Raw genomic sequence first — 20,652 nt, forward strand, 5'->3', positions numbered from 1 at the left:
CACCTATCCTTTTTTCAGATCTGATCTGCTGTTCTCTACCTGCTGTGTTGCACTGAATCTTCGCAGACTCTTCAAATGCTGATTAATTTCTTTTAACCTCTCTATATCCTGAGTTCTGACTGCCTCTTCCCCGTCATGGATCAGCATCTGAACCTTTCTGCTTCCAATATCTAATCCAGTATCCTCTTTTAATTGTTCTAATAATTCTTTTTCTTCTGTGAAAGCATTGTGCTCGGAGTAGATATAAGTTTCCAGATTCCGGACAAGTCCCATCATATTCTCCAGATTTCTTTCCTCATAGGCTTCCTCACATTCACTGCACAGCTTCTGGCAGCGTGGATCATTCTCCATCTGCCGTTCACTCACACGGACTTTCAGATTCGAAAACCAGTTGTGGATAAACTCAATATTCTGTGAACAATCCCTGTCCCATGCGGCATACAATTCTTTCATATAACGTTCTGCTTCTTCCTCGGATCTGGCCTGTTCGATTCTGAGTTTCCATTCCTTCGTCACTTCTCTTCCCTCGGGAGTTCCGTAATTCTGCTGCATTTTTTCCAGATTTAAAACCTTGTTCATACGTTCCGATGCTCCGGAAACTTTTTTCAGTTTTCTTTCTTCACGGACGATGCTCGTATGAAGACCATAAAATTCTTCGATAAACTTATATACATCATTCGATTCCGGATCCGCTTCTCCGGCATCATACTGATCCAGATACTTTTCATACTGCTCATACATTTTTTCAAACCGGCTCTGGTAAAAAGCAGCCTGTTTCTGATCTGCATTCTGAATATTACGGATACTGATCCTCATTCCCTCCATGTACTGTTCCAGTCCATACAGACTTTCCTCCAGAACCGGCTGTGTCTTTTCCAAAAGCTGCGTTTCCGGAATCTGTACGCCTGTTTCCTGAAAGCATCCCCACACATGGATGATACGGTTTTCATCGACTGCAAGATGAAGTTCCACTTCTGTATTGGCACGAAGGTCCTCGCTCAAATCTTTTCCCTTAATATGAATCACCCCTGCAACCGTATTCGCAATCGGATTATCATAGATCTCGCCTTCATAGATCTTAAAGGTAATCTCATCCTCAGACCCTTTGTGAATTGTCTTATTCAGTTGATATATAACGCTGTTTGCAGCTGGTAAAAGCGTATTTTTTTTAATCACAACATCCAACTGCTCATATCCATTATTCATAACTCCCACACATACCGAATGCGTCAGTGGTGCACTGGAGATTTTCATATTCTGCTTTTTCCGCATGATCTCAATCGTGTGTTCGCCCGCATAATCGCAAGGAGTTCCATTTGTGTCAAACAATTTAACCGAAAATCTGTTTATTCCTTCTTCCGGCAGTTCAAGTCTTGTCTTTACGCATTGATCTTTGACCGCAAGTTTACCACTTTCCCACTCTTCACTACAGATGGTGACAGAAAATCCTTCTTCCTTTATTCCATGAAACACACAGCGCACTGCTGCTTTGTCACTGTCAGTCTGTGGCAGATACGAAATTTCCGCACGGATTCCTTCTGTTTCCTGTTCTGGTGAAGCGTCCAGCTCCGGTTCTTCGACATCTACATAATTGCCGGATGCAAAAATCGCAGCTCCGATCGCAACCGCATGCATCGGATTAACCGACGAATCTACTTCTTTTCCAAACACTTCTGCCAGCCGTTGTCTTACCAGCTGCACATAAGTACTTCCCCCGACCAGAATGATCTTTTCAAGCTGATCTGCTGTGATATTGCTTCCCTGCAATGCCTTTTCTGCAATTCTGATTCCTTCATCTACCACATCTCTTATCGCCTCATCGAACTCTTTCCTTGTAATATCACAGTCAAATTCAATCTCTTCCATTTCATCATCAACAACTCCTGACAAAAAGAGCGACGCCGACTCCGCACTTCCCAGTGCTTTCTTTACATTTTCAATTTCAAAAAGCAGACGATTCTTCAGAGCCGGTCTGACCGGTTCTCCAATCGTATATTCTCTTCGCAGCCTTGGAAGCACAATCTTCTCCAGTACTTCTCTGTCAAGATCACATCCCCCAAAGAAATTATTACCTTCTGTATTAAGCACCTTCAATCTTCCGTGAAACGTTGAAACGATCGCCACGTCCAGAGTTCCTCCGCCATAATCAAAAACCATCCAGAAATGATCTTTCGTATCCGGCTTCATTCCGTATGCAATAGATGCCGCAATTGGCTCCTGTAATAACAGTACATTGGAAAAACCTGCAAGCCTGGCAGCCTTCTGTGTTGCTTCATTCTGCATGGAAGTAAAAGCCGCCGGAATCGTGATTACTGCATCCCGTGCCTCTTTTCCTTCTCTGATCAGATAATCCTGTCGCAGCTTTTTTAAAATCTCTGCGGACAGTTCCTCCGGGGATTTTTCCATCTGGCTTCCTGCAAACAGATTTTTCTCATTCATTCCCATCAGACGTTTAAACTGCAGTGCAACATTTTTACGATCTAAATTCTGATATGCAGCCTGACCAACCATGATTTTTCCTGATTTGCTGACATAAACTGCTGACGGTGTCGTACTAAGATTATCCGTTGTACTTTCAATGATCTCTGCACTGTTCCCATCTTTCGAAACCGCAATGCAGGAATTGGTAGTTCCAAGGTCGATTCCACAATCATATACTTTTTTCATAGCGCTTTCCAAGCCTCCTAAAATCTCATTTTTTGTTTCTTTTACTTTTAAGACGAAAGAAATCCTCTCCAGGTTTTATATTTTTAAAATTTTTTCAAAATAATTATATCTTAGCCATTATATACTTGCAATATAACACAACAGTTTATTCGTGCAATTTTACTGTGTATATTTCATCTCTTTTTGTCACTAAAATAAGTGATGTAAAGAAAGATTTTAGGCAGGTGATATCATGCAATTTCAAATTAAAAAAACGGAATATGTAAACCGTACTTACCGGATTCCAAAAGAATTGGCAGAACGGTTGTCACAGGTTGCACAAGAAGAAGACATTTCCGTCAATGAACTCGTCGTTCAATCCTGTGAATTCGCACTTGACAATTTGAACAAGGAGGACCGGTAGTTTTATCTGCCAGTTTTCTCCTGTTTTATTTCTAATTCAGCTTCCATGCGCCCCATGGTGCATCCGCTGACTTTCCGCAATACCACACATGATCCACACTTTCAAATGCATTTTCTTCTATACAGACAATATTCTGCGGAATATACACGTCTTCAAGACTCACGCAGCCGGCAAATACTTCGGTTCCAATTCTGTGCAGATTTTGTGCCAGCTTCACATCCACAAGTTGTATACAATCCCGAAAAGCACACGCCTCAATATAAAATATATTTCCCGGGATCGTAATGCTCTTTAATCCCGTCTGCCTGTAAAAAGCAAATCTTCCAATTCCTCTGATATCTGGTGGAATAATTGTATTTATACATCCCGCAATCAATTCATTTGTCCGTCTGTCGATAATCGCATTGCATGCACAGTGACTGTCATAATAGCGATTTTCCTTATCCACCACGATCACCGCCAGTTTCGGACAGTTCGGAAAAATACACTCCTCAATGTGTTTTATCGTATCCGGAATAAATATTCCGGTCAGTTGTCTGCAGCCCGCAAATGCAAAAGCACCAATTTCAGTTACCGTCTCCGGCACGAACACATAATTCAGCGACTTATTCATCATTCCAGTCAGTCTGTTTCCATCTGAAATCTGAAAATATTCCTGCGGTCTGCGCTGTTGTTCGAGATAGATTTGTTTTAATTTCTCGTTTTCTTTGCACATTTTATACACAGACATCTCTTCTCCTCCTCTCATAAACCTTTCGTTTTCACTTATAAGACGAATCCAGATTACATCAGGTTTTAATTTTCAAAAAAATATAAAAAAAGACCCGAAGGTCTTTTTTAAATCTGATCTGAATAAAAACATGTACCCTGCAACGGTTCATCTGCCTCTTTCAGAGTGCTTGATTTTGTCATATCCATCGATACAATCGGGAAGTCCGCCTGCCCATATGCATCACCTATAAATTTTTCCCCATCAAATTTCAGATGATACATAATGACCAGTATTGGCATAAGCCACTTTTCTCCTTTATAAAACCGCTGGATTAGGTGATTCATTTTGATGTGATGAATTTTTTTAGTTAATTCATCCCTGTCTATGCGATGTTGTGCCAGTGCCTTAGCATATGCCTCCTCATCATCTTTAAACTCGACTCCATCACATCCTAAAACCGTTTTCTGGTAATCCCTCTGCTTTGGCTCATTCTCTGCATCATCCGCATTCACCGGGCCAAGATCAGGATCGTCTTTATACTCCTGCCCAAATTCATTGCAATAATCCAAATATTCTGACTGCAAATCCTCCCATTCAAGCATCGGCTTTCTGTAACGGTTTTTCCTGAACAGATAAATGGTGATGGCAAATGGTATTGCAAAGATGATACTCACAAACAGAGCCATAAAACCTGCTATTCCCAGCATAACATACCACACAATGTATCTGACCGGATACTGACTGAACGGATGCTCGCTCATATCCAGCACACTATCTCTCACCTTTTTCTCTTTGTCCACTATCTCCTGAGGCATTTGTATCTTCACCTGGTATTTTGTTCTAAGCCGCTGGCAGGCACTCAGATAACATTTCTCCTTCGGTGTCTGATACACTTCCATTAACTTTTCAATCGCTTTTTCTCTGTTTCCTGCCATTTCCCAGAACAAAGCAAATTTATACGCTGCATTCTCTTCCTTATTCTGATATGCCATTTGCAGAAAATGTTCTGCATCGTTCATCTTATTTTGTTTCACGCACATATCTGCAATGGGAAGATATTTTAACTTCACGCCCCATCTCTCCAATTCTTTTAAATGGGAAATTTCCTCATGTTTATAATTAAACCGAATTAATGCAGACAGATCCCCTCTTTCCGCAGCCACCTGGTCTCTCTCTTTTTGTACCTGCGGCGAAAAATATACTTCATTGAAAAACATGCTTTTTTCTTCCTTTCTTTTGTTTGATTCACCTATAAGACGAGTCAATTTTGCCACAGGTTTTATATTTTTACATTTTTTTAAAAACTGGTGCCTCTATTTGAGCATTGGCTCAATGTAGATTTCATAGTCTGTCAGATCTGTGCCTTCCGGAAAATATGCACAAAATCCATAGTCATTTTCCTCTATTGTCTGAGGTGTCATTTCATAAAATCTATCCTTCAAGCGGATCAGAATATGTGCTTCTTCGATGTCTTTCATTTCTGAAATCCAATCGGCATCCAGTATACCGGCAAACCCTGTGTAACTTTCCTGGGACACTTCTTTAATCTCCTTGTCTGTCCCTTCTTTGTTTTCTTCTCCAGAAACAGCAGATTCTGGAACGTCCACAAGCTGCGTTTGATCCGGTTTACACTCCGGCGCATAAAATACCGGCCGGCTTTGCGAAATAAGCGGCAAGTTACGTTCTGCGATTTCAAGAACGACGGTATCCGCATTGTATTTCTGTTTTAACAGTAAATTGTAATTACTGCTTTTATCGAAAACTGCATGATAGTATGTCTCTGCAAAATATGGTAAAAGTGCATTCCCAAAAGAATCCCGGAACATATACAGGCTTCCTGTTCCATCTGGATTCTCTGATTCAATATAACTTTGCTCTACACTTCTCGTCTTCGTCAGATAATGATACCCAAAATCATAATCCAGATAATATTCCAGATCTTTTGAAGGATCTTCCGGTCTTAACATCTTCTCAAGATCCCCCGTGAAATCCCGCCGGCTTGTGAAATCGCATCCATCAAAGTCCGGGTGTTCCTGTTTTAGACCCGCCATAATGGTATCGTATGCCAGAAGTGCACCTTTACTGTTCCAATGCGTATCCTGCCTGAAATACATCTGTTCCGGCTCATTATAAAATGTCTGAAACAGATCTACCGTATCCACATCAGAAAGCTGAGGCATTACTATGTCCGCATTTCCCTTATCCGAATATTTCTGGTAGTTAAACGGCATCTCATCATATAAAGAATTCTTGTTCGGAGCGATCACAAACCGAAACTTCCCATTGTCTTTCTCTATCGACTGCTGCATAAGTTCCAGAGTACGCACCGTATTATATTGTTGTCTTTGTGACATCGTAACAATACCCTGATAATCATCCGATGTTTTTGCGAAAAACAGATTGCCATTTTCCCCGATGATCACATCCAAAACATTCGAAGTATGTAATATTTTTTCCTGTAAAAAAGTATCCAGTGCAATCAGCTGTTTTCGAAACCCAAAATTCCCGGAAATACGGCTTTCCATCTGCTCAACCAGTCCGGATGATGCCGTATCTTCCAGCGCAGACGAATTGTTTTCATTATCTGAACGATTATCAATAACAAATGTTCCAACCGCAATTGCCACCGTCATGAAGGTGATCACAATGATATAAATAATCTGAATTTTTTTCTTCATCTCATATCTCCATGCATTTAAAACCTGTAATAAATAAACGGATTATAACTCTCAGTTCCAAGTGTCATAATGCAAAATAACAATAAGAACACACTTGCAGCCAGAGAAATCCCCTCTTTCCATATTCCCTGTTTCTCTGATATATCTGTTTTTCTCTCATGCCATGACATAAGTAATCCAATCAGGCAGATCAGAATACGATACGGGGTAAACACTGTAAAATATTTCACATTTTCCGAATTGGTCTTCCACTGGAAAAGTCCCATGATCCACTTTCCAGCAGTTCCAATATCCGGACTACGGAACACCAAAAATGTAATGCTTACCACCAAAGCAGTACAGATCCATGCCACCACCTTGTTTTTATGTAATACCTTTCCAGCATTTGTCTCTTCAAAAACTGCACAGGTTCCATGAATCAGACCCCACAAAATAAATGTCAGATTCCCGCCATGCCACAGACCCGTTGCAAAAAAAACAATATATTTATTCAGGTAAGTACGCATTTTTCCCTTACGATTTCCACCCAGAGGAATGTACAGATAATCACGGAACCATGTTCCGAGCGAAATATGCCATCTCCGCCAGAATTCTTTAATACTGGTCGACCGGTATGGTGCACAGAAATTCTCCTCAATATGGATTCCAAACATTTCCCCAAGCCCGATAGCCATATCGCTATATCCGCTAAAATCATAGTAAATCTGGAGGCAGTATAAGATTGCGACTGTCCACGATGTAAAAGCCGTCACATGTGTTGTAATGGAAAATGCGTAATCAACCATATATCCTGTGGTATTTGCAATGATCACCTTTTTTGCCAGCCCCAGGATAAAACGCCTGCATCCGCTGACCCATAACTCCACAGAATGTGTCCGTTCCATCAACTGTTTTTGGATTGCATGATATTTTACAATCGGTCCCGCTATCAGCTGTGGAAAGAAAATAATATATAAAATCAGCAAAAACGGATTTTTCTGTACAATTGTCGGATCTTTGTAAACATCAACAATATACGAAATCATCTGGAATGTGTAAAATGAAAGCCCAACCGGCATACTGTGTACAATCCCGGTATATTTTAAAAGGATCAATACACTCAGATCCAATATCAATATCACTGCCAAAAACACTTTGGGATGCTTCCCGGAAGCAATCCCCATTCCTGCAAGATAATTTGCAACCGATGATCCAAGAATCAGCCAGATAAAACGAGGCTCCCCTAACGTATAAAACACGATACTCATAACAAGAAGTATCGCGTTCTTATACTTAATCCCAAATGGCAGATAATAAAGCAGGCATGTCAACAGTAAAAAAAATAAAATAAACAATAATGAGCTAAATACCATCTTTTCTCTCCTGCGCCATCTTTACTCTGCAATTGTATACAATTCAATCTGACTGATTTTCTGATTCTCCAGATACAGGGCAATTCCATAGTCCGAAAATTCGTAAGTATTCACCGTATCTGATTCTGTAACATTCCCCTCATTCAGCGATTCCGGAATATCTGATGCCGCATCCCCAACATGGAGTCCGCATTTTATCTCTTCCCCTCCGGAAAAAGAAATGGAATTGACAATTTCTTTTTCTCCTTCTTCGTTGGTAATAATTGTGAGATCGTCATAGGAATAAGTTCTGTCATACCCATCATACATACAGCTTTTTGCCTCTGTGACATCCTGTGCTTCACCAAGTTTGTCTGTCACATCACTCATCTCATCCCCAAGTGAAATCACATTGTCTCCGACTTTTACAGACTGGTCTCCAAGTGTATCCGGCTTTTGTTCTTTTACAGTTGTATCTTCCCCCTGAGCTGAGCTGTTTTTCTGACCACATCCGGCCAAAAGCATTGTTAATACAACCATTATTACTACAGATATTCTCTTCTTTTTCATACTTTAAATCCTCATTTTCTTTCATGTACTATCAGCTTACGGTGTCGCCGGATATTTACTGTGATCCCAGTTATAGCGGATCACACCATAGGTTCCATTATCATATTCATATGCATCCATCTGGGCATCTGTCCATAAAAACCGTTCTGTACCCCAGCCTTTTGTTGTATCAAAATGATACCAGGCTCCGTCGATGTTCACCAGATTCCAGAAATGTGAATCATCATCTTCATGGATCTCTATATTTTCAATTCCAAGCCTTGTCAATAACGATGCAGAAACACTGTAAAACCCAAAGCAGTTTCCTTTTCTTGAATTCAGCGTGGAGATCCCCCCGTGATCCAGTCTGTGATCGGTGTTGTTCCACTGTATCGGATATTGTTTTCTACCCAGTCGTACACTGCTCTCGCCTTATCTCTTTGGGACATGGAATCATTCGCTATTGAATATACGATTCCATCACAAAGCTGATTTAAACTCTCATTTCCTGTATCGTATACGGTAAGCGCTGGAGCCACAGCTTCTGCAGTTTCTGAAGTCGGATTTTGTGGTTCCTCCTGTACATCCGCAGGAGCCTGCGCATCCGCTTCCTGCCTGGGACTTTCATCCACCACGGGCTTAGGCTGCTCATCCATAGGCTCCACTGCAATCTCTGCATCCTCATCCTGCTCTGTCTTGATCTGCTCTGTCTCACTCAATTCTTCTGTTTCCATCTGTTCCGGCATAACCAGCTCTGCAACTCTATGCACAATACTTACGCAACATAATTTGCACATATTGATATATATATGAAAATCACCTGCCAGGGCATATACCTCTTTGTTGAAATAACCAAAGCATCGAATCTATCCAGCTTGCCCCCCCTATGCTAAACTGATCATCCATTTGCGCCTCTTGAAAATAACAAGTGATACAACCAGCCTGAATATTTCTTCTGTGGTAAGCAGCGTATACACACCCACAATCCCCCACTCAAATACATACGCTGCAAGCAGACACAACGGGATTCCGATGCACCATGTGCCAATAATATCAATCATCATGATAATTTTAGTGTTGCCACCGCTTCTTATAATTCCGCCGCCCAGGATCATATTTTCCACCTTGACCGGTGCATACAAAGCAAATACAATAAGCAGTATCTTTCCAAGTGCTTTTACGCTGTCATCCACACGATACAATCCGGTATAGACCCCTGCCAGTACAATAAGGAGTGCAGAAACGGCTACCGCACCTGCTAAGCCTGCATACATAATCTTCTTTGACTCTGCGTAAGCCGCATCGTATTCTTTCCTGCCAAGCCGCTTGCCGACCATTACACCGGCAGCCGCCGACAATCCACTAAGTGCTCCTACAATAAGCCCCTGTATCGGGCAGGTAAGTGTGTATGCTGCCAGATTTGATGTGCCAAGATGACCATACACACCAGATTCCACATTTTGTCCAAGACTCCACAAAAATTCACTGACCAGTATCGGCATAATCATGATCAGGTAATCCCTGATGGTAATCTTTCTAAAATGCAGTGACAGTACCGGCTGGTCTCCATCTTTTCTGATGCATAAAACAAATCCAATGACAATAAATATCAGGTTAAACAACTGGGAAATAAGCGTTGCAATCGCAGCACCCTTTATTCCCATACATGGCAATCCAGATTTTCCAAATATCAGCAGATAATTAAGGCCTGTGTTTACAGCAACTGCTCCAAAACTTGCTAAAAATGGTATTGTGGCATGCTCCCTGCAGCGCAGCCATGCAGATAAAACATTGCTGACCGCCATTGGAATATAGGAAATTGCTACAATTCTAAAATAGACTGCCCCCGAATTTATAATACTCATATCCTTCGTATACAATCCAAGAATCTGTAATGGAAAAACTCCTGCTGCCAGCAGAAATAATGCTGATATCACCATTCCGCAAATAAGACTCACATCAAAACTGCACCATGCCTCTTTTGTATCTTCAGCCCCAATAAACTGTGCGATCAAAATTCCTGCAACCGTGCTTACCGCACCAATCACCACAGAAAATATTAAAGAAAAGTTACCGCATAATCCAACTGCTGCTATATTTGTCTCGCCTAACTGCCCGATCATAATCTGATCTACAATGGAGAACGAAGCCTGCAGCATACTTTGCAATGTGACCGGAATTGCAATTTTACACAATGATTTCATAAACTTTGACATTATAATCCCCTCGTACTTTCTCTTTTTATTAACTCAACCGGCAACACAATTTCTGTCTCACATTCTGCTCCATCACGCATTGCCTCCAGACATTCAATTGCTGTTTTTGCTCTCAAGGCTGCCTCCTGATGAATCGTTGTAAGCGCAGGATTACTTTCCCTGCTTGCCATATTGTCATCAAAACCAATGATCTGGATATCCTCTGGAATTTGCATGCCTTTTCCCTGCAGAAACCTCATAAGCTCAAGTGCGTAAAAATCCGATACTGCAAAAACAGCGGTAACATTGCTCTTTATCAGCTCTCTATATTTATCCTCATAAAAGCGCATTCTTTCCTTTTCTGTCCTAGGTATTTCCCATCTTAATGTTTCTTGCGGTCCAAATGCTTTGCGAAAGCCCTCGATGCGCTCTTTGTCCATGCAGATAAAATTATCCGCTATGCACAACGCTTTTTTATGCCCCAGCTCCCTTAAATATTTCCCAGCCTGATAACCGCCATCATAATGATCGATGACCAGATTTACTACCTTGGAGCATTTTTCAAAATAACCATCATACACAACAAACGATATCCTCATCTGGTTTCTTAGCTTCTCATAATCAGCTTCACAAAAGCCCATCAGAATCAGCCCATCCATATTCCACATGGATGCAAATACCGGAATCTCACTGATGTCAGATGTCGTTTTTATCATCAGAAAATATCCTTTTTCATTTACCTCATGGGACAGGGCATTCAGTGAAGACATCACAAATCCATCTTCTAAAACCCTGCCTTCATATTTTTCATGTTCATTCACCACCACACCGATGATTCTTGAATTATTTCTTGCAAGCAGAATGCCTGCCATATTAGGGATATACCCTGAGCGTTCAAGCTCCTGCTGGACACGTTTTACCGTCTCATCCGAAATCTTTTCTGTTTTGCCGTGAATCACCTTTGAGACAGTCGCTGTACTAAGACCCAACGCATCTGCAACATCCGCAATTCGAATCCTGTTCTGTGCCATATCGATTTCCTCTTTTTTCTTATATTCTGATTATATGGTACAACAGAAATGTGTGTTTTACAAAGGTTAAGCGTGTAACCCATCACAAAATCCGTACGTGTTTTTTGTGATATTTTACCAATGAATCTCTACAACTACATTATTCAATACATATACCTCTTTATGAAAAAAAATCCCGATACACAGTAACCATGCATTTCTGCATTGGGTTCTGTGCACCGGGATTTATCATCTCATTATATTATGTGCTTCTTTATTTCAGTCGTCCGCAGCACTGTTTGTATTTCTTTCCGCTTCCGCATGGACACGGATCGTTCGGATATACTTTCGCTGCTTCACGCTTCTTTGGAGCATTCTGCGCAGTCTCGTCTTTATTTGTTCCGGTAACTTTTGCTACCTGCTCACGTTCTACCTTCTGCTCGATCTTGACATGGAACAGAAGACGGACGGTATCTTCCTGGATTGCTGCGATCATGTCATCAAACATATCAAATCCAGCCATCTTATACTCAACCAGCGGATCTCTCTGTCCATATGCCTGAAGGCCGATTCCCTGACGGAGCTGATCCATATCATCAATGTGATCCATCCACTTACGATCAATGACTTTCAGTAAAACGACACGCTCGATCTCACGGAACTGTTCGATCTCCGGGAACTCGGTTTCTTTGGCTTCATAGAGAAGAACTGCTTTCTCCTTGAGATACTGGATCAGCTGTTTGTTATTCTTTACTGAATCCAGATCTTCTACTGTGATCGGCTCTAATGGGATGAGCGGAAGAATCAGTTCATTTAACTCGGTAAGGTTCCACTCTTCTTTCGGAATCTCTGCTGAGATACAGGTATTGACAGCTTTTTCCACGCGGTCCTGGATCATCTTAAAGATAACCTCACGCATGTTCTCGCCATTTAATACGCGGAGACGCTCTGCATAAATAATCTCGCGCTGGTCATTCATAACCTGATCGTACTCTAACAGATTCTTACGGATTCCAAAGTTGTTTGCCTCGATCTTCTGCTGAGCCTTCTCGATCGCAGATGTAAGCATCTTGTGCTGGATCTGCTCATTCTCTGGAACTCCAAGTGTTGTAAACATATCCATAAGCTTCTCAGATCCAAACAATCTTAACAGATCATCTTCCAGAGAGATAAAGAACTGGGATTCACCCGGATCGCCCTGACGTCCTGCACGGCCACGCAGCTGATTATCAATACGTCTGGACTCATGTCTCTCCGTACCGATGATCTTCAGTCCACCTGCTGCCTTGGCATCATCATCAAGCTTAATATCCGTACCACGTCCGGCCATGTTGGTGGCAATGGTAACAGCTCCATGCTGTCCAGCCTGTGCAACGATCTCGGCCTCAAGTTCATGGAATTTTGCATTCAATACCGTGTGCGGGATTCCTTCTCTTTTAAGCATTCCACTGACAAGTTCTGAGGTATCGATATTAATGGTACCTACTAAGACCGGCTGTCCTTTTTCGTGTGCCATTTTCACTTCTTCTACGACTGCGTGGAATTTCTCTTTCTTAGTCTTGTATACCGCATCCTCATGATCGATACGTGCAATTGGACGGTTGGTAGGAATCTCAATAACATCCATTCCATAGATATCACGGAATTCCTTTTCCTCAGTCAGCGCAGTACCTGTCATACCGGATTTCTTGTCAAATTTGTTAAAGAAGTTCTGGAATGTGATCGTAGCAAGTGTTTTACTCTCACGTTTTACTTTTACATGTTCCTTTGCTTCAATTGCCTGATGCAGGCCGTCTGAATAACGGCGTCCCGGCATGATACGTCCGGTAAATTCATCGACGATCATAACCTGATCATCTTTTACTACGTAATCCTGATCACGGAACATCAGATTATGTGCACGAAGTGCAAGAATGATGTTGTGCTGGATCTCAAGGTTCTCCGGATCAGCAAGGTTGTCGATCTTAAAGAACTGCTCTACACGTTTGACACCCTGCTGTGTTAGATTGACGATCTTGTCCTTCTCATTTACGATGAAGTCTCCGGTCTCTTCCTGCTCCATGCCCATCAGTGCATCCATCTTGGAAAACTCCGGAACATCTTCACCACGTTCCATCTGTCTTGCAAGAATATCGCAGGCCTCATATAATCTGGTTGATTTACCGCTCTGTCCGGAGATGATCAGTGGTGTTCTCGCCTCGTCGATCAGTACGGAATCGACCTCATCGATGACAGCATAATGAAGTCCTCTTAAAACAAGCTGTTCCTTATAGATTACCATGTTATCCCTCAGGTAATCGAAACCAAGCTCATTGTTCGTTACATAAGTAATGTCGCAGTTATATGCGTCGCGGCGTTCGTCATTGTTCATGCTGTTTAATACAACACCAACGGTAAGCCCCAAAAACTCATGAACTTTTCCCATCCACTCAGAATCTCGTTTTGCAAGATAATCGTTGACGGTTACAATGTAAACCCCTTTTCCTTCAAGGGCATTCAGATATGCCGGAAGTGTAGACACCAGTGTCTTACCTTCACCTGTTTTCATCTCTGCAATACGTCCCTGATGCAGGATGATTCCACCGATCAGCTGGACACGGTAATGTTCCATGCCAAGCACACGGCGTGCTGCTTCCCTTACTGTTGCATAAGCTTCTGGAAGCAGATCATCTAAAGTCTCGCCTTTTTCCAGACGCTCTTTATATTCTTTTGTTTTTCCTTTTAATTCCTCATCTGAGAGTGCACCCATCTGTTCCTTATAGGATTCGATCTTATCTACGATCGGGTAGACTCTCTTCAATTCCCTCTGGCTGTGGGTACCAAAAATTTTGGTTAATGTACTCATATTTATAACTCCTATTCACGCAATATGGATATTGTATCACTTTCAATGTCTTTACACAACATGAACGAGTGAACGAATTATAAACTTTTTGTTAACGTTCCGTTGAAAAATCAAGGGTTCCCTGTTATAATCATCAAAGTTTCAATGTTACCAAAACAGGAGGATTTACTATGACTTACGAATACAAAACCAAAGGAACCTGTTCTACCGATATCACATTCGATATCGAGGACAACAAAGTACATAATGTTCATTTCACAGGCGGATGCAACGGTAATCTGAAAGCAGTTGCAAGCCTTGTAGAAGGACTTCCAGTCGATGAAGTCATCTCACGTCTGGAGGGCATCAAGTGTGGATTTAAAAACACATCCTGCGGAGACCAGCTTGCACACGCACTGATCGAGGCTTCCCAGAAATAATCTCAGATCTGGTAAAGATTCTGCAAAATGCCGGTCTGGCTTCCATGATACCTAAAACATGGCAGTCAGCCGGCATTTTCTATTGTATCTGTTTTATCTGCTCATACTGGTATGAATGCTGTCTTTTTCAGTCCAGCGGCTGAAGGATCGGCTGGATCTGTTTTCCCTTCAATGCCAGTTCGATCGTTTCCGGCAAAAGTTCCATTTTCGCAACCAGCGAATTTGGTTTGCTTTTAAAATTATCCTGACCAAATGGAACAAAATAAATATTTTTCGTGTTCATCAGCATTCCGATATTTTTAAAGTTTGCTCCAAGCGCATCATTCGTGGAAATTGCGATTACAAGCGCTTTTCCATTGCGCATATGCGCCTTCGCTGCCATAAGGACCGGCGTATCCACGATGCCGTTGCAGAGCTTTGCGGCCGTGTTACCGGTACATGGGGCAATCACCATAATGTCCAGAAAGTTATTCGGACCGATCGGTTCTGCCTGACTGAGCGTGCGTATTCCCTCATTTTCCGTAATCTCACAGATTCCATCCACATATTCCCGCGCACTTCCAAAACGGGTGTCACAGCTTTGTGCTGCAAAAGAGAAAACAGGAATGACATTCGCTCCCATCTCCTTCAGCCGGATGACCTCCTTTCTGGATTTGGAAAATGTGCAGAAAGACCCGGTAATTCCATATCCTATATTATAATTTGAAAAATCCATGATTTATCCTCTTTTCTTACATCCTCCGGAAGCGTATGCCGGATCACAGAATCAGCAAGAATCTTTGCACTGCTTTTCGGTGTATAGATGCCCGGAAGTCCAAGTGCTTCGATCACAGGGATCTCATATTTTGCGGTGGCTTTTTTATCCGTTCCACCAGGTTTTGAGGCAATGTCAATGATCACGGTATCCTTATGCATTTCCCGGATCATGGATTCTGTGATTACCATTGCCGGAACCGTGTTGATTACACCGCGTGTTCCATAAGCCTCCTCCGGTGCATAGGAAAAATCTGCAGCATTATGACCATCTGTTTTTGCCGCTTTCCGGTCCCTTACACTTCTTGCAAGCACAGTGACCCTTCCTCCAAGAAGGGCTATTCTTGCGGCAATTTCCTTTGCGCATCTTCCATACCCGGTAACAATATATTTCTCATTTCGGATAGAATATCTGCTATGAAACAGTAGTTCAGCGATCGCAGCTTCCGCTGTCACACACGCATTTTCCAGTGTAACCTGCTCTTCATCCATAAAATCCACGTAACGGATCTCATATTTTTCCAGGAATTGTCTCCACTCCTCTGAGAACTTTCCTCCAAATACCGTAAGCTGCGGAATCATGCCTTCCTCACGGTTGATCATCAGATTCTCCCGGACGACGGACCGGATGTCCTGTAATTTATCTATTTTCAAAACCGGAGTCGGAAGAATCACCCTCCCCGCATTGCGTATGAGATTCGCAAGATCCCTGACACTGCCTTCCTTACATCTTCCCGGAAGATAATCGCCAATATACTGCTGTCTTTGATCTGTTACAAATATAACCGTATATCTATCCATAAAAAAACGCTCCCTTCCATATATCATATGAAAGAGAGCACTTTATGTTCTGCATTTTTATAAATATTAAAGTCTTGTTTCAACGAAAATATCATAAATCGCTTTAATTGCATTTTCAAAATCGTCATTGCTTACACCGATGATGATATTTAACTCAGAAGATCCCTGGTCGATCATCTTAACGTTGATATTTGCATGTGCAAGTGCGGAGAAGATACGTCCAGCAGTACCTCTCTGTGACTTCATTCCACGTCCAACAACTGCGATCAGTGCCAGATCTGCTTCAAGATCAATGATGTCCGGATGAGCCAGTCTGCGCAGCGCACTGATAACCTGCTGCTCTTTTCCTTCAAACTCAGCCTGATGAACAAAAACAGTCATGGTGTCGATACCGGATGGCATATGTTCGATGGAAATACCGTTCTCCTCGAATGCCTGAAGTGCTTTTCGGCAGAAACCAACTTCAGAGTTCATCATATCTTTGTCGATGCTTACGGCAACAAATCCTTTCTTACCAGCGATACCGGTAATGGTGTATTCTGCCTTCTGACATGTGCTTTCTACGATCAGTGTTCCCTCATCATCCGGAGCATTGGTGTTCTTGATATTGATTGGAATACCAGCCTTACGTACCGGGAAGATTGCATCCTCATGTAAAACAGATGCTCCCATGTAGGATAACTCGCGAAGTTCGCGGTATGTGATAACCTTGATCGGTTTGGAATCTTTGATAATACGAGGATCTGCTACCAGACATCCGGATACGTCAGTCCAATTCTCATACATGCTTGCGTGTACTGCTTTTGACACGATAGATCCGGTAATATCGGAACCGCCTCTTGAAAATGTACGGATGCTTCCATCCGGATTCGAACCGTAAAATCCAGGAATAACTGCAGTAGGAATCTTCTCAAGTTTTGCGGAAAGTACTTTATCGGTACGGTCTGCATCAAAATTGCCATCTTCGTCAAAAAAGATTACTTCTGCAGAATCCACGAATGTATATCCAAGATAATTAGCCATGATAATACCGTTTAAGTATTCTCCGCGGCTTGCCGCATAATCTACTCCGGCTTTCTTCTTAAAATTCTCGGAAATCTTCTTAAATTCCTCTTCCAGAGACAGCTTTAACTGTAATCCGTTGATGATCGAATCATAACGGTCTTTGATCTTCATCAGCTGAACACGGAAATCTTTCTCTTCTTCTGCAAGTGCATAACATGCATACAGCATATCGGTAACCTTTGTATCCTTTGAGTTACGTTTACCCGGTGCACTTGGCACAACGTATTTTCTCTCTTTATCCGAACGGATGATCTTTCCTACCTTTGCGAACTGCTCCGCACTTGCAAGTGAACTTCCGCCAAATTTCACAACCTTAACCATTTCTTTCGCTCCTTACTGACCCATCAATTTCAAAATGCTTCCCGCGTTTTAACCGCTTTTCTTAGCCGTTTCAGGTTAAAACTCGCTCCGCTAATTATACCATATGCTTAAAATTCGTCAATTTTTTTCCTGTGTTTCAATTATAGTATTTAATTATTAATATCATTCGTCTTGGTAATAAACATACTTATGTCCCATAAGTAACAGATATAGATTCAAATGCCTTTAATCCATATATATGATATCGGTATCAATAAGATCCGTTCCTCCATCGATGGTCAGAATTCCATAAGATGGCGGAGTTCCGTACGGTGGTGCTCCAATGCTTCCGGGATTCAGATAAACAATGCCCTCATAAAAATCCTGGTATACACAGTGTGTATGTCCAAAAAGCGCCGCATCCACTTCTTCCGCCTTTGCCGTCATTGCAAGCCGCAGATAACTCGCCTTGACATTCATCGTATGCCCGTGGCAGATAAAAACGCGTCTTCCCTCGATCATCAGAATGCGTTCCTCAAACTCATGACTGCAGTCGCAGTTTCCAGGAACCTGTTCCATCGGAATGTGCGGAAATTTCTTCTGGAGCTGGGCAGCATCCGACCAGCAGTCTCCAAGATGGATGATCATATCCGGGTTCTCGTTTCTGACTGCCAGTACCATATTATTTACATTTCCATGCGAATCACTCAGCACCAAAATCCTCTTCATATAATATCCCTGTCCATTCTATTTGCTAACGATCATAGCAGATTTTTCTGTAAAATGCAAAAAACTCCTGCAACGACAGCTTTGCCGTTTCAAGAGTTTTTGTAAAAACCGTTTCCTTTTCCTTTTGAATCATAACCCCTGTTATGCTAATCTTTTCCAGTGTTTACTGCATTTGTAGTATGAGTAAAACATGCAATGATCCGCCTGTTCACAGCGAACCTTTGCATCCTGAATATGGCACTGGCAATTTACGATTGCGTCTGCCTTACCATGACACTGTCCTTTTAACATAACTTCATCCAACACTTCGTTCGTCATAACAATACTCCTTAACTAAGCTTTGTATCCAACGAACTTTATTATACAATATCTTGTATCAGAAAACCATGTGGCATTTTAGACAAATGATTCTCCGGGATTTGTCCAAATTTTCACTTGACGAAATGTTAGTCGTTTGCTCACGCGATAAGTTATAGTCATAAAGTACTATCTGTTTTTCTGTAAAAAAAAGTTGCACAGAATGACATTCCTGCATTCCATTGCCCATTGTTAAATATTATGAAAAGGCGCCATCCGAATCCTGTTACTTCAGATGGCGCCTAATGCTGTTCATTTTCCAATGGACGATACCTCTTCTCTTTCCAGATTCTGTTCTTATGTTTCACCTCAAATGGCGGTTGGGATTGACTTTGTATCAGATGAACGGATCTATTCAAAGTTCCTTCCCTGTCTTATTCATCATCAATGCCACTGGTTTCCGAATGAAGTCTGGTGTGCTTGGTTGCTCCTCAACAAAATGCAGTTCCTTTTGGACTATACCTCTCTTTCTTAGATTAAGAACTTCGATTGCTATGTCTGTTCTTTTGTTGTCTTTAATATAGCATGCATTTTACATATTGTCAATATATTTTTCTAATTATTTTTACATTCTCTTATTTTATTCTATATTTTGTTTTATTTGTGCGTTATTTTCTGATAATTTGTTCTATTACTTCTACTCGATGGCAGTTTCAAAATGAAATTGCTGAATATCTGACCATACTGCGGGGGCGATTGTTTCTCTGAAAATATATTCTGCACTGGAATTGCCTGATTCATCGCCTCCGGCGAATCCATCTCCAAGTTGTGGAATTGCATCTGTGTCCGTCTCTGTAAGCGGTTCTTCTTTTTTCTCAGATACCTTTCTCTCATCAGATATTGGAAATCTGGTAACATAATATTCGTTCTGTTTTGTTCCAGAAGCAGTGATCGTATAAAAGATATTCTCCTCGCTGATATCCGTATCGCCCTGCACACATATGGAATATGGGGTCAACCACACTACAAACTGTTTCCCGTCTGTGCTCACTTCAAACTGCCTGGCCTCTATTTTGCCAACCACAGGTTTTCCTTGTACATTAAAACACGTCTCAAAATTATGTTTTATAACTGGTGTTTCCACCTGTTCGATATCATTGTAAAATCCATACCAGTCAATACTCCAGCCCTGTTCAACCGGTTCTATATCTGTCCGGTATACCTGCGCATGATCCGGTTCATACTCCCCTGACGCAATCTCCTCTTCCGTTCGTATCACAGCACTCATATGAAATGTTTTTGTATTTTCTTCTGTCTCAATGTTCTGGATCGTAATGGCTGACTCCTTTGCGTTCTGATTTGTTTTTTGCGTATCTTCCGCCGGATCTGTTCCGCACCCCATAAACGATGTGCTGACCAACAAGATCCATGCAACTCTTACTGCTTTATTTATTTTCATTGTTATTCCCCCCATATACGCAAAATTTAGGTCTCAACTTAATTATATATAAAAATTAAAAAAGTAAACTATTCTTTTCACCATCCTACTTTTGCAATAATTACACTTGTAGTTGCCGCAGCAATCGTAACCGCAAAGTCTAATGATTTTCCTTTATAAGTATTCTTAGGTGTGACATCCATAAGAATTGTTTTCCCGAAATTTCCACCATCAATTCCTAAACGTACTTCCTTTCCTCCATCTTTAAATTCAAAATTTAACGCATGTGCTGATATAATACATGCTCTCCCCATAATTGGTGTTCCAGAAAGGAGAATCCCCATAAACAAATTCCCTTTTGAATAGTCCATTGAAATATTTCCATTATTTTCTGATGATGCATGTCCCATCCATTTGATTGTACATGATTTTGGATAATTAGCCATTATATTTCCTCTCT

The 20,652-nt window shown here is 41.6% G+C and carries 20 protein-coding genes; 2 read left to right on the forward strand and 18 right to left on the reverse strand.

The window, feature by feature from the left end; all coding sequences use genetic code 11:
• Window positions 1-3: 3 nt before the first annotated feature.
• The gene (locus FYJ75_RS06900) at window positions 4-2,667 is read right to left on the reverse strand and encodes an Hsp70 family protein (RefSeq protein ID WP_154429736.1); all 2,664 of its coding nucleotides are present in this window, start codon (window positions 2,665-2,667) and stop codon (window positions 4-6) included.
• A 232-nt stretch (window positions 2,668-2,899) separates the two neighbouring features.
• Here FYJ75_RS06900 and FYJ75_RS06905 point away from each other — a divergent pair, with 232 nt between their 5' ends.
• On the forward strand, window positions 2,900-3,070 hold the full coding sequence (locus FYJ75_RS06905) for a toxin-antitoxin system HicB family antitoxin (protein WP_154429737.1): 171 nt from the start codon (window positions 2,900-2,902) through the stop codon (window positions 3,068-3,070).
• Between the two features lie 31 nt (window positions 3,071-3,101).
• On the opposite strand, the gene FYJ75_RS06910 is transcribed toward FYJ75_RS06905, so the two are convergent.
• The 10 genes from FYJ75_RS06910 to secA all read right to left on the reverse strand — a co-directional run bounded on the left by FYJ75_RS06910 (window position 3,102) and on the right by secA (window position 14,390).
• Window positions 3,102-3,800, reverse strand: coding sequence for a leucine-rich repeat domain-containing protein (locus tag FYJ75_RS06910; protein WP_195838964.1), 699 nt, complete (start codon window positions 3,798-3,800; stop codon window positions 3,102-3,104).
• A 107-nt stretch (window positions 3,801-3,907) separates the two neighbouring features.
• Window positions 3,908-4,999 carry a hypothetical protein gene (locus FYJ75_RS06915; RefSeq protein WP_154429739.1) on the reverse strand — a complete coding sequence of 364 codons (1,092 nt, stop codon included), beginning with the start codon at window positions 4,997-4,999 and terminating at the stop codon, window positions 3,908-3,910.
• 96 nt (window positions 5,000-5,095) lie between these two features.
• The gene (locus FYJ75_RS06920) at window positions 5,096-6,460 is read right to left on the reverse strand and encodes an alginate O-acetyltransferase AlgX-related protein (RefSeq protein ID WP_154429740.1); all 1,365 of its coding nucleotides are present in this window, start codon (window positions 6,458-6,460) and stop codon (window positions 5,096-5,098) included.
• A 17-nt stretch (window positions 6,461-6,477) separates the two neighbouring features.
• Window positions 6,478-7,812, reverse strand: coding sequence for an MBOAT family O-acyltransferase (locus tag FYJ75_RS06925; protein WP_154429741.1), 1,335 nt, complete (start codon window positions 7,810-7,812; stop codon window positions 6,478-6,480).
• A 21-nt stretch (window positions 7,813-7,833) separates the two neighbouring features.
• Complete coding sequence (locus tag FYJ75_RS06930) at window positions 7,834-8,361, reverse strand: LptM family lipoprotein (RefSeq protein ID WP_154429742.1); 528 nt, start codon at window positions 8,359-8,361, stop codon at window positions 7,834-7,836.
• 36 nt (window positions 8,362-8,397) lie between these two features.
• Complete coding sequence (locus tag FYJ75_RS14995; protein WP_154429743.1) at window positions 8,398-8,628, reverse strand: hypothetical protein; 231 nt, start codon at window positions 8,626-8,628, stop codon at window positions 8,398-8,400.
• Between the two features lie 50 nt (window positions 8,629-8,678).
• On the reverse strand, window positions 8,679-9,086 hold the full coding sequence (locus FYJ75_RS06940) for a hypothetical protein (protein ID WP_154429744.1): 408 nt from the start codon (window positions 9,084-9,086) through the stop codon (window positions 8,679-8,681).
• Window positions 9,087-9,224: 138 nt separating this feature from the next.
• Window positions 9,225-10,556 (reverse strand): MATE family efflux transporter, encoded by a 1,332-nt coding sequence (locus FYJ75_RS06945; RefSeq protein ID WP_154429745.1) that lies wholly within the window; start codon window positions 10,554-10,556, stop codon window positions 9,225-9,227.
• On the reverse strand, window positions 10,556-11,566 hold the full coding sequence (locus FYJ75_RS06950) for a LacI family DNA-binding transcriptional regulator (protein ID WP_154429746.1): 1,011 nt from the start codon (window positions 11,564-11,566) through the stop codon (window positions 10,556-10,558). The genes FYJ75_RS06945 and FYJ75_RS06950 overlap by 1 nt, the downstream gene beginning before the upstream one ends.
• 253 nt (window positions 11,567-11,819) lie before the next feature.
• Window positions 11,820-14,390, reverse strand: a complete 2,571-nt coding sequence (gene secA / locus FYJ75_RS06955) for a preprotein translocase subunit SecA (RefSeq protein ID WP_154429747.1) — start codon at window positions 14,388-14,390, stop codon at window positions 11,820-11,822.
• A gap of 170 nt (window positions 14,391-14,560) precedes the next feature.
• Between secA and FYJ75_RS06960 the strand changes: the two genes are divergently transcribed.
• Entirely contained in the window at window positions 14,561-14,809 is a 249-nt protein-coding gene (locus FYJ75_RS06960) for a TIGR03905 family TSCPD domain-containing protein (protein ID WP_154429748.1), read from the forward strand.
• A gap of 127 nt (window positions 14,810-14,936) precedes the next feature.
• On the opposite strand, the gene FYJ75_RS06965 is transcribed toward FYJ75_RS06960, so the two are convergent.
• From FYJ75_RS06965 to FYJ75_RS06990, 7 genes are all read right to left on the reverse strand, one after another.
• Entirely contained in the window at window positions 14,937-15,524 is a 588-nt protein-coding gene (locus FYJ75_RS06965; protein ID WP_154429749.1) for a dipicolinate synthase subunit B, read from the reverse strand.
• Window positions 15,500-16,363, reverse strand: a complete 864-nt coding sequence (locus FYJ75_RS06970; protein WP_154429750.1) for a dipicolinate synthase — start codon at window positions 16,361-16,363, stop codon at window positions 15,500-15,502. Before FYJ75_RS06970 ends, FYJ75_RS06965 begins: the two co-directional genes overlap by 25 nt.
• A 66-nt stretch (window positions 16,364-16,429) precedes the next feature.
• A complete protein-coding gene (locus FYJ75_RS06975) occupies window positions 16,430-17,749 on the reverse strand; it encodes an aspartate kinase (protein ID WP_154429751.1) in 1,320 nt (439 codons plus the stop codon).
• 225 nt (window positions 17,750-17,974) lie between these two features.
• Window positions 17,975-18,457 (reverse strand): metallophosphoesterase family protein, encoded by a 483-nt coding sequence (locus FYJ75_RS06980; RefSeq protein ID WP_154429752.1) that lies wholly within the window; start codon window positions 18,455-18,457, stop codon window positions 17,975-17,977.
• 141 nt (window positions 18,458-18,598) lie between these two features.
• The gene (locus FYJ75_RS14305) at window positions 18,599-18,775 is read right to left on the reverse strand and encodes a hypothetical protein (RefSeq protein WP_195838965.1); all 177 of its coding nucleotides are present in this window, start codon (window positions 18,773-18,775) and stop codon (window positions 18,599-18,601) included.
• A 676-nt stretch (window positions 18,776-19,451) separates the two neighbouring features.
• Window positions 19,452-20,213: a hypothetical protein gene (locus tag FYJ75_RS06985; protein ID WP_154429753.1), complete on the reverse strand. Its 762-nt coding sequence runs from the start codon at window positions 20,211-20,213 to the stop codon at window positions 19,452-19,454.
• Between the two features lie 77 nt (window positions 20,214-20,290).
• On the reverse strand, window positions 20,291-20,638 hold the full coding sequence (locus tag FYJ75_RS06990) for a hypothetical protein (RefSeq protein ID WP_154429754.1): 348 nt from the start codon (window positions 20,636-20,638) through the stop codon (window positions 20,291-20,293).
• Window positions 20,639-20,652 lie beyond the last annotated feature (14 nt).

It is taken from the genome of Roseburia porci (assembly GCF_009695765.1).
Taxonomy (GTDB): Bacteria; Bacillota; Clostridia; order Lachnospirales; family Lachnospiraceae; genus Roseburia; species Roseburia porci.